Source organism: Pseudomonas sp. MF06569 (assembly GCF_059862735.1).
The window spans coordinates 60,551-67,388 of record NZ_JCBCUZ010000028.1; the positions used below are offsets into that span (position 1 = coordinate 60,551).

Genomic DNA, 6,838 nt, shown 5'->3' on the forward strand with positions numbered 1-6,838 from the left:
CGTTCTGAGTCGAGCGGGCGGTTACCTCAGTAATGCACCTTGAAGGTGGGAGAGTCCTCGGGGCGTGAGTCGCGGCGGTCGTAGAGCTTGGTGGTGCTGATGTTGGCATGACCGAGCCAGGCTTGGACCTTGGCGATGTCGGCGGCGTGTTCGAGGGCATTGGTGGCGGCGGTGGCGCGCAACCCGTGCACGCCTAAGCCTGCGACGGCGATCCCGGCGGCCTTGGCGTACTGCCCTACGAGGTTATAAATGCCTTCTGCAGAAATCCCGCTTCCTGTTTTCGGTCCGCGCAGCGGTTGAAACAACGGTGCGTTGGCGTGTTCCAGGTGATGCCCTGAGGTCTCGAGGTAGGAGTACAAGCGTTCTGCGGCCACCGGATGCAGGGGGACGTAACGCAGCTTGCCGCCCTTGCCGTGGATCTGCAGGTGTTTGATGCCGCGTCGCTCCTTGATATCGCTGATTTTGAGTTGGGCGGCTTCTTCGCGGCGCAGGCCGTGATACAGCAGGACCGCTAAGAGTGCGCGGTCGCGCTGGCCTTTCAATGAGCTTGGATCGGGTGCTTCGAGCAGGGCTTTAGCCTGGTGATCGGCCAGTGCGGGGGTTTTTCCCTCTGAGGTTTCCAGTTTTGGCCGTTTAACGCCGTGCACCGGGTTGCCTCCGGCAACTGCGTTGCGGTCCAGCAAATAGTCGAACAGGCTGCTGAGCGCGGCGAGTTTGCGCCGCTGAGTGGCTCCGGACAGGCCGCGTTGTTCGAGCTGGCGGCGCCAGGCGAGGACGTGGGCGCGGGTGACTTCGCGAAACTGTTCGGGGGTGTTTAGGCCGACAAACTGACAGAAGTCCTCGAGGTCGCTTTGGTAGGCGCGGCGGGTGCGGGGGTTGTTCAGGTTGGCGAACCATTCGACGGCGACGGGTACTGCGGTCAGGTTTTGGAATTGGGCCGCGGTCAGGCGGCGCTCGTCCATGATCGTGACGATACCGGTATTGGGCTCACTCATTTTTGTATCCTGTGTGGGGGGGCTTGCTCTACCAGGTGATCGAGCCGTTCGCGCTGTTTGGGCGTTTTCGACAACACCAGGGTTTGAGTCACTGGGTCGGCTTCGACGATGTACAGGCTGTCGCCGACGTTGACGCCGAGCTCCTGCAAGGCTTCATCCGGGAGGCGAATGGCGCCGTCGCCGTCCCACTCTTCGATGGTGACCTGGAAGCGGGTCATGGGTGGTTGCTTATCTTGAAAAACTCACGATAACGTATTTTATCGTGAGTGGGTGGCCTTTCAAAAACATCCCAAACTGTTCCCGCCGTCAATGTTGCGCTATCGACTTCTTGTTTGTGCATTAGTCCTATCCTGATAGACGCTCAATGTCCTTAGCCAATTCGGGCAACAGAGCGGCTAATGCTTCCTCGCTGCTCCCCAATGCGGACAGTTCGCCGCGCAGCTCGTTGAGCTTTCCTTGCGTGCTGTTCTGTCGCAACAGGTAGACCACGATGGTCAGAATGGTTCGGTTAGTGGCCTGCGCCTGGTCGAGTGATTCGAGCAAACTCAAGATGCGTTGTTGGTCTGCCCACTGGTCGATTCCGCCCTGGCGGCTGTCCACTTTGGACGGCTCAAGCAGACGATCACGCATGTAGGTGGACAGGTGTTTGTAGCCTGCTAAAGCAGCCGATTCCTCGACTCTTGCCAGCTGCTCATCGTTCAAACGTATCGGTACGGTCTTCCCCACATTGCCCCCTCATGGCGGTCAAAATCCCCCTTGAAATGGGGGGGGCAGGTCTTCGAGTTCATGTATAACAAACGTAATACACAAATCACTAGTAAAACATAGCCCATATTGCCTATCTGTAATACATGTGTATCACATGTAAATTCAGGCAAAACCCACTAAAGCACTGTATATGCTGGGCTTACCTCCCGCGAGGGAGGTGCGTGATGTGTATTGAGATTTTGATCCTGTTAAGGATCAAAAATTATGCGCTTGTTAAGGGCGTATCCATCATTTAGGTCGAAGACCGTAGGAGAGGGTGCAAGTAGGGTGCAAGTAGGGTGCAAAGTGGGTGCTTTAAGGCTGCACAACGGGTGCAGATAGGGTTCAGCTTGACTACATGCAGGGTGCAAGTAGGGTGCAACGAGAGAGCAATAAGGGTGCATATAGGGTGCAATATGGCAAAGCGAGACCTAGCGACTGCATTGCAGGCAGTTGAACCGGAAACCAAGGCGGCACAAATACGCCAGGTGATGCCGATTATCGAGCAGCAATTGAAGGCCGGAGTGAGACGCCAAGCGATCCTGAATGTGCTCAAGGAGCAGGGGATCGAGATCAGCATGGAGACGCTGAAAAGTTACCTGTATCGGTATCGCAAGTCGGTCAAGGCCGGAACGGGCGAAGCACCGGCAAATGAGCCGAGTTCGCAGTCAGCGGCGGTAGTGCTAGAGGCACCTACCGAAAAGCCGGAAGTTATATCGTACGATACAAAGCCGGAAAGTCAGGATCCACCGGCGCCTATGGCGCCGACCGAATTGAGCAAGATCATGAACCCTGGGGATGATGTGAACGCCTCAGAACTGGCTCGCTACGAGAGTGCGAGCCCAAGCAGAAGGAGACGCCCATGAGCAAAATCGCCGTAGTGAATTTCAGCGGTAACACCGGCAAGACGACTGTACCCGATCAGTTGTTGTCGCCACGGATGGACGCGCTACGCTTCGCCATCGAGACGATCAACGCGGGGGCTTCTGACACTGTCGCCGAGATCGAGCGTATGAAGGGTCGCCAGTTCGGCGAGCTGCAAGAATGGCTGATGGTCGAGAGCAAAGCAGTGGTCGACGTGGGAGCCTTCGGCTCCCCTACGGGCGCAAGGCCCGGATAAATCAGCCCTGGCGGCTTCGCCACCCTAGGGCTCAACCGGGCGCGTGTGCGCGCTGGCTGACCTTACTTCTTCGTTTCCTCAAGACCACTATGTGCCTTCGGTGAAGGGATAGATTTTGAAATCCTCGCTCAGCAGCTCAAATGGGGGAAACTGCTATCACGCCATTACTGTGTAGCTATGCATCCGAATTTTCAAATGAGACTCAAAATCAGCCAAGACTAAAAAAGGTCTTTTTGTGGGCTGCATTGCATGTATCATCACCGCTTCGGGCCATATTAGGCCCTGATCCCGGAAGTGGCACTGGGGAAGTAAACCCGCATGCCAAGGAGATTTCGACTGTGAGAGTTGAAACAGTTAGCTTTTTGAAAAAATACGCATCCGACCTGCCTCTAGATGAACCAATGGTTGTCACGCAAAACGGTGTACCTGCCTACGTTGTGGAGTCTTACGCAGAGCGTAAACGTCGCGATGAAGCAATTGCCCTTGTGAAATTACTCGCAATCAGTTCCCGCGATTATGCCCAAGACAAACACTGTTCGACTGATGAACTGAAAGCACGCCTGAGCAGGAGGTTTACCAAGCCTGATATGGAGGCTTAAATGACGTCACTATCGGACAGTTACACAGTAGATTTCACCCACACCGCTGAACTAAGCGTCGAAGACCAGATTGAACATCTGGCCATCTATCAAGGCACCGACTCTGCGCTTACACGCGTACTCAGTACGATTGACGTTGCTGCGCAAAAGCTCGCAACCAATCCGAAGGGCTATAAAGTTTGCCCTCAAGCCAGTGAATTAGGCGTCCTGAATTACCGTGAGCTCAACACTGACAGGTTTCGGTTCATCTACGAAATCATGGAAGACGAGTTGCGTGTTGTTGTTCACCTGGTACTGGGTGAGAAACAGAGCGTTGAAGATGCGCTTGTCCGTAACTGTTTGCTGCTACCACTCCGCCCCGAGTAGCACTGATAGTGGGTCAACCCTCCCTGCCCCCTTCAAACTGCATCGCAAGTTTAAGGAGGTGCGTACAACGGCGGTTGCAGGAGCTGAGTGCAACACGGTTATTGAATTGAAGTGGGAGTATCGTGCCGCATCGCGATAGCCTTTTGCATCACCTCACTCATCACTTCGATCGGACATTTGAAATCGAAGCGTTTACGTGGGCGCATATTCAGTTGCAAGGCAATGGCATCCAACTGCTCTTGGCTGTGCCCCGACAAGTCCATCCCTTTGGGTAGGTACTGGCGGATCAGCCCGTTGATATTTTCATTACTGCCGCGCTGCCAAGGGCTGTGCGGGTCGCAGAAGTAAATCGCCACTCCGGTGTTCTGGGTGATCTCGGCATGTCGCGCCATCTCTCGGCCCTGATCGTAGGTCATGCTCCTGCGCATCGCCAGCGGCATGCTATTGAGCGCGGCGCTGAAGCCCTCCATCGCCGAGGTTGCCGTTGCGTCATTCATCTTCACCAGCATCAGGTAGCCACTGGTGCGTTCCACCAACGTGCCTATGGGCGAGGCGTTGGCCTTGCCCTTGCCCTTGATCAAGTCACCTTCCCAATGCTCCGGCATCAGCCGGTCTTCAATCTCCGGCGGGCGCACATGGATGCTGACCATCTCGGGGATCTGGCCGCGCCGATCCACGCCGCCTGAGCGTGGCCGGCGGGCCGTTTTGCCTTGGCGCAGACAGATGATCAGTTCCTTGCGCAGTTCGCCGACCGGCAGAGCATAGATCGCGTTATAGATCGTCTCGCGGCAGACGTAGGCATCTCTAAGGCTGGGAATGTTCATGCTGCGTAGCTTGCCGGCAATCTGCTCGGGAGACAAACGCTCGCGCAGCATATAGGCCACCAACTCGAAGCGTTCGCTCACCGGTAACAGCTTTCGCATCGGTCGACAGGTTTGGCGGCGAGCTTGCATCTGTTGCTGGGCCGCACGGGCCGAGTAACGACCACAGCCCTCTCGATTGCGGCGCAACTCCCGGCTGATGGTCGAGGGATATCGCTCGATCAGCCGAGCAATCCGACGCTGGCTGAGGCCCTGGACATGACCGATTTGAATGGCGGCGCGTTCTTCGACGCTGAGTTCGTGATAGGACATGGGGCAGCACCGTATCGGAAAGGTCAGGTGTTGCACTCAGTTTTCGCGGCCGCCCGTTATTAATCGCATGGAAATACCTATCAGCCAAGGATTTTTAAATGCATAAGCCATCCAGAATGTATATGGCACTGTCTCTTATTACGCTGATCTCTCATTCGGCGTTCAGTGCTGAGACCAAGGAGACATCGCCTTTACCAGCAGCTCGATCTATAGGCGTGATCGAGCCTGTGGCGACTTTCCACGGAGCAATGCCAACCGGGGTAACGGTCAGCGAAACTGGTCGGATTTTTGTTAATTTTCCTCGCTGGGGCGACGAAGTTCCGTACACAGTCGCTGAGTGGCGAAACGGCAAGTCGGTACCTTATCCAAATGCTCAGATTAACCGCCAAGACTATCCCCATCCTTCCGAGCGATTCTTAAGCGTTCAAAGTGTCATTGCTGATGGACAAGGGCGTCTTTGGGTACTTGATACCGCTGCTCCCGAGTTCTCCCGTCCAGTTGCCGGCGGCGCCAAGCTAGTGTCCTGAGCGGTTAATTCAATAACTTATTTTTTATCGCTCCCAGCTTTGCTTTGTTCACAGAGCTAATGATGGATTCAGCCGTCTTGTTCCACTTGAAGGGCTTCGCCGAAAGGTCATTGTGGGCCTCGATAAATTGACGAATAGCCGCTTTCAGTTCGGCCACGCTGGTGAAAACACCCCGATACAGTGCTCGCCTTTCCAGCTGCGCGAACCAGCCTTCCACGGCGTTCAGCCACGAAGCACTGGTCGGCGTGAAGTGCAGCTTGAAACGCGGGTGCTTCTCCAGCCATTGCTTGATGGCAGGTGTTTTGTGCGTCGAGCTATTGTCCAGAATCACATGCAGGTCAAGCTCTGCGGGCGTCGCGCGGTCTATCTGTCGCAGGAAGGCCAGAAACTCTTTGGCCCGATGGCGTTGGGTTATCCGCCCGATAACTTGGCCGGTCAGGATGTCAAAAGCGGTATACAGACTGGCGGTGCCATGGCGTTTGTAATCATGCGTGCGTCGCTCGATCTGACCAGGGCGTAGCGGCAACATCGGTTGTGTGCGATCCAGTGCCTGGATCTGGGTTTTCTCATCAACCGACAGCACGATGGGGTTTAAGGTCGGAAGCGGCCCAAACTTGTCGCACTTGCCAAGCCGTAACGGCGGCATATTTGGCCATCAAGCGCACACTCCAATGCGTCGCCTCACGAGGCACGCACTGGGTGGTCAGGGTAAGAATCTCCTTCATTTTTTGAGTGCTGAGCTTGCGAGGCTGGCCACTTCGAGGCAGGTCGTTCAAGCCCTCAAGACCCGCCTCCAGATAGCGCTTTCGCCATTTGAACACCACCGGCGCTGAGACCTGGAGCTGATGGCTGACGTCTTTGGGCGTTAATCCATCCGCCAATAACAGCAGAATTCTGGCCCGCTGCCCGAGACGTTGTGCCAGCGAGCCCATCCGCGACCAGCCTTGTAGTGTGGCTTGGTCAGATGGCGTTAAAACGAATGGGGCGGCGGGTTTGGCCATGCGCACTACTGCTCAGTGAGGTCGAAGTCTGGTCAGTATATCGACATGTTTTTCGATAATCGAACTAACCGCTCAGGACACTAGCGGCTCCTTGCCTGGCGACAAATTTCGCCCGAGAACGAAAACCTTCCTCTGCGCCCGATCATCAGCACTGGCCGGGTGACATTGCGGCGACGATCGGTGCCGCCCCCCCCCCGAAAAGCTCGTTTTTTACAACGCATACGAGCACTCAAGCACGTTAAGCGTCATTGAATATGAATTGGACCATGTGCTTTTAGCATTTAGCATTTAGCATTTAGCATTTAGCATTTAGCATTTAGCATTTAGCATTTAGCATTTAGCATTTAGCA

9 protein-coding genes and 1 pseudogene are annotated in these 6,838 nt (G+C 55.3%); 5 read left to right on the forward strand and 5 right to left on the reverse strand.

What is annotated here, in order from left to right; translation table 11 throughout:
• Positions 1 to 26: 26 nt before the first annotated feature.
• From AC19YQ_RS20805 to AC19YQ_RS20815, 3 genes are all read right to left on the reverse strand, one after another.
• Positions 27 to 995, reverse strand: a complete 969-nt coding sequence (locus AC19YQ_RS20805; RefSeq protein ID WP_500595834.1) for a tyrosine-type recombinase/integrase — start codon at positions 993 to 995, stop codon at positions 27 to 29.
• Positions 992 to 1,213, reverse strand: a complete 222-nt coding sequence (locus tag AC19YQ_RS20810; protein ID WP_500595835.1) for an AbrB/MazE/SpoVT family DNA-binding domain-containing protein — start codon at positions 1,211 to 1,213, stop codon at positions 992 to 994. The genes AC19YQ_RS20805 and AC19YQ_RS20810 overlap by 4 nt, the downstream gene beginning before the upstream one ends.
• Before the next feature lie 127 nt (positions 1,214 to 1,340).
• Positions 1,341 to 1,721: a hypothetical protein gene (locus AC19YQ_RS20815; protein ID WP_500595836.1), complete on the reverse strand. Its 381-nt coding sequence runs from the start codon at positions 1,719 to 1,721 to the stop codon at positions 1,341 to 1,343.
• A 437-nt stretch (positions 1,722 to 2,158) separates the two neighbouring features.
• Here AC19YQ_RS20815 and AC19YQ_RS20820 point away from each other — a divergent pair, with 437 nt between their 5' ends.
• The 4 genes from AC19YQ_RS20820 (at position 2,159) to AC19YQ_RS20835 (ending at position 3,827) form a co-directional block, all read left to right on the forward strand.
• Positions 2,159 to 2,608 (forward strand): hypothetical protein, encoded by a 450-nt coding sequence (locus AC19YQ_RS20820; RefSeq protein ID WP_500595837.1) that lies wholly within the window; start codon positions 2,159 to 2,161, stop codon positions 2,606 to 2,608.
• Positions 2,605 to 2,862 carry a hypothetical protein gene (locus AC19YQ_RS20825; protein ID WP_500595838.1) on the forward strand — a complete coding sequence of 86 codons (258 nt, stop codon included), beginning with the start codon at positions 2,605 to 2,607 and terminating at the stop codon, positions 2,860 to 2,862. The genes AC19YQ_RS20820 and AC19YQ_RS20825 overlap by 4 nt, the downstream gene beginning before the upstream one ends.
• 338 nt (positions 2,863 to 3,200) lie before the next feature.
• Positions 3,201 to 3,461 carry a type II toxin-antitoxin system prevent-host-death family antitoxin gene (locus AC19YQ_RS20830; RefSeq protein ID WP_500595844.1) on the forward strand — a complete coding sequence of 87 codons (261 nt, stop codon included), beginning with the start codon at positions 3,201 to 3,203 and terminating at the stop codon, positions 3,459 to 3,461.
• A complete protein-coding gene (locus AC19YQ_RS20835; protein ID WP_500595840.1) occupies positions 3,462 to 3,827 on the forward strand; it encodes a type II toxin-antitoxin system RelE/ParE family toxin in 366 nt (121 codons plus the stop codon).
• Positions 3,828 to 3,925: 98 nt separating this feature from the next.
• Here the strand turns inward: AC19YQ_RS20835 and AC19YQ_RS20840 are convergent, their stop codons facing one another.
• On the reverse strand, positions 3,926 to 4,960 hold the full coding sequence (locus AC19YQ_RS20840; protein WP_500595841.1) for an IS30 family transposase: 1,035 nt from the start codon (positions 4,958 to 4,960) through the stop codon (positions 3,926 to 3,928).
• A gap of 98 nt (positions 4,961 to 5,058) precedes the next feature.
• On the opposite strand from AC19YQ_RS20840, the gene AC19YQ_RS20845 reads away from it, so the two are divergent.
• Complete coding sequence (locus AC19YQ_RS20845) at positions 5,059 to 5,487, forward strand: hypothetical protein (protein ID WP_500595842.1); 429 nt, start codon at positions 5,059 to 5,061, stop codon at positions 5,485 to 5,487.
• Between the two features lie 4 nt (positions 5,488 to 5,491).
• On the opposite strand, the pseudogene AC19YQ_RS20850 reads toward AC19YQ_RS20845, so the two are convergent.
• Positions 5,492 to 6,488, reverse strand: a pseudogene (locus AC19YQ_RS20850) (IS630 family transposase).
• Between the last annotated feature and the right edge of the window lie 350 nt (positions 6,489 to 6,838).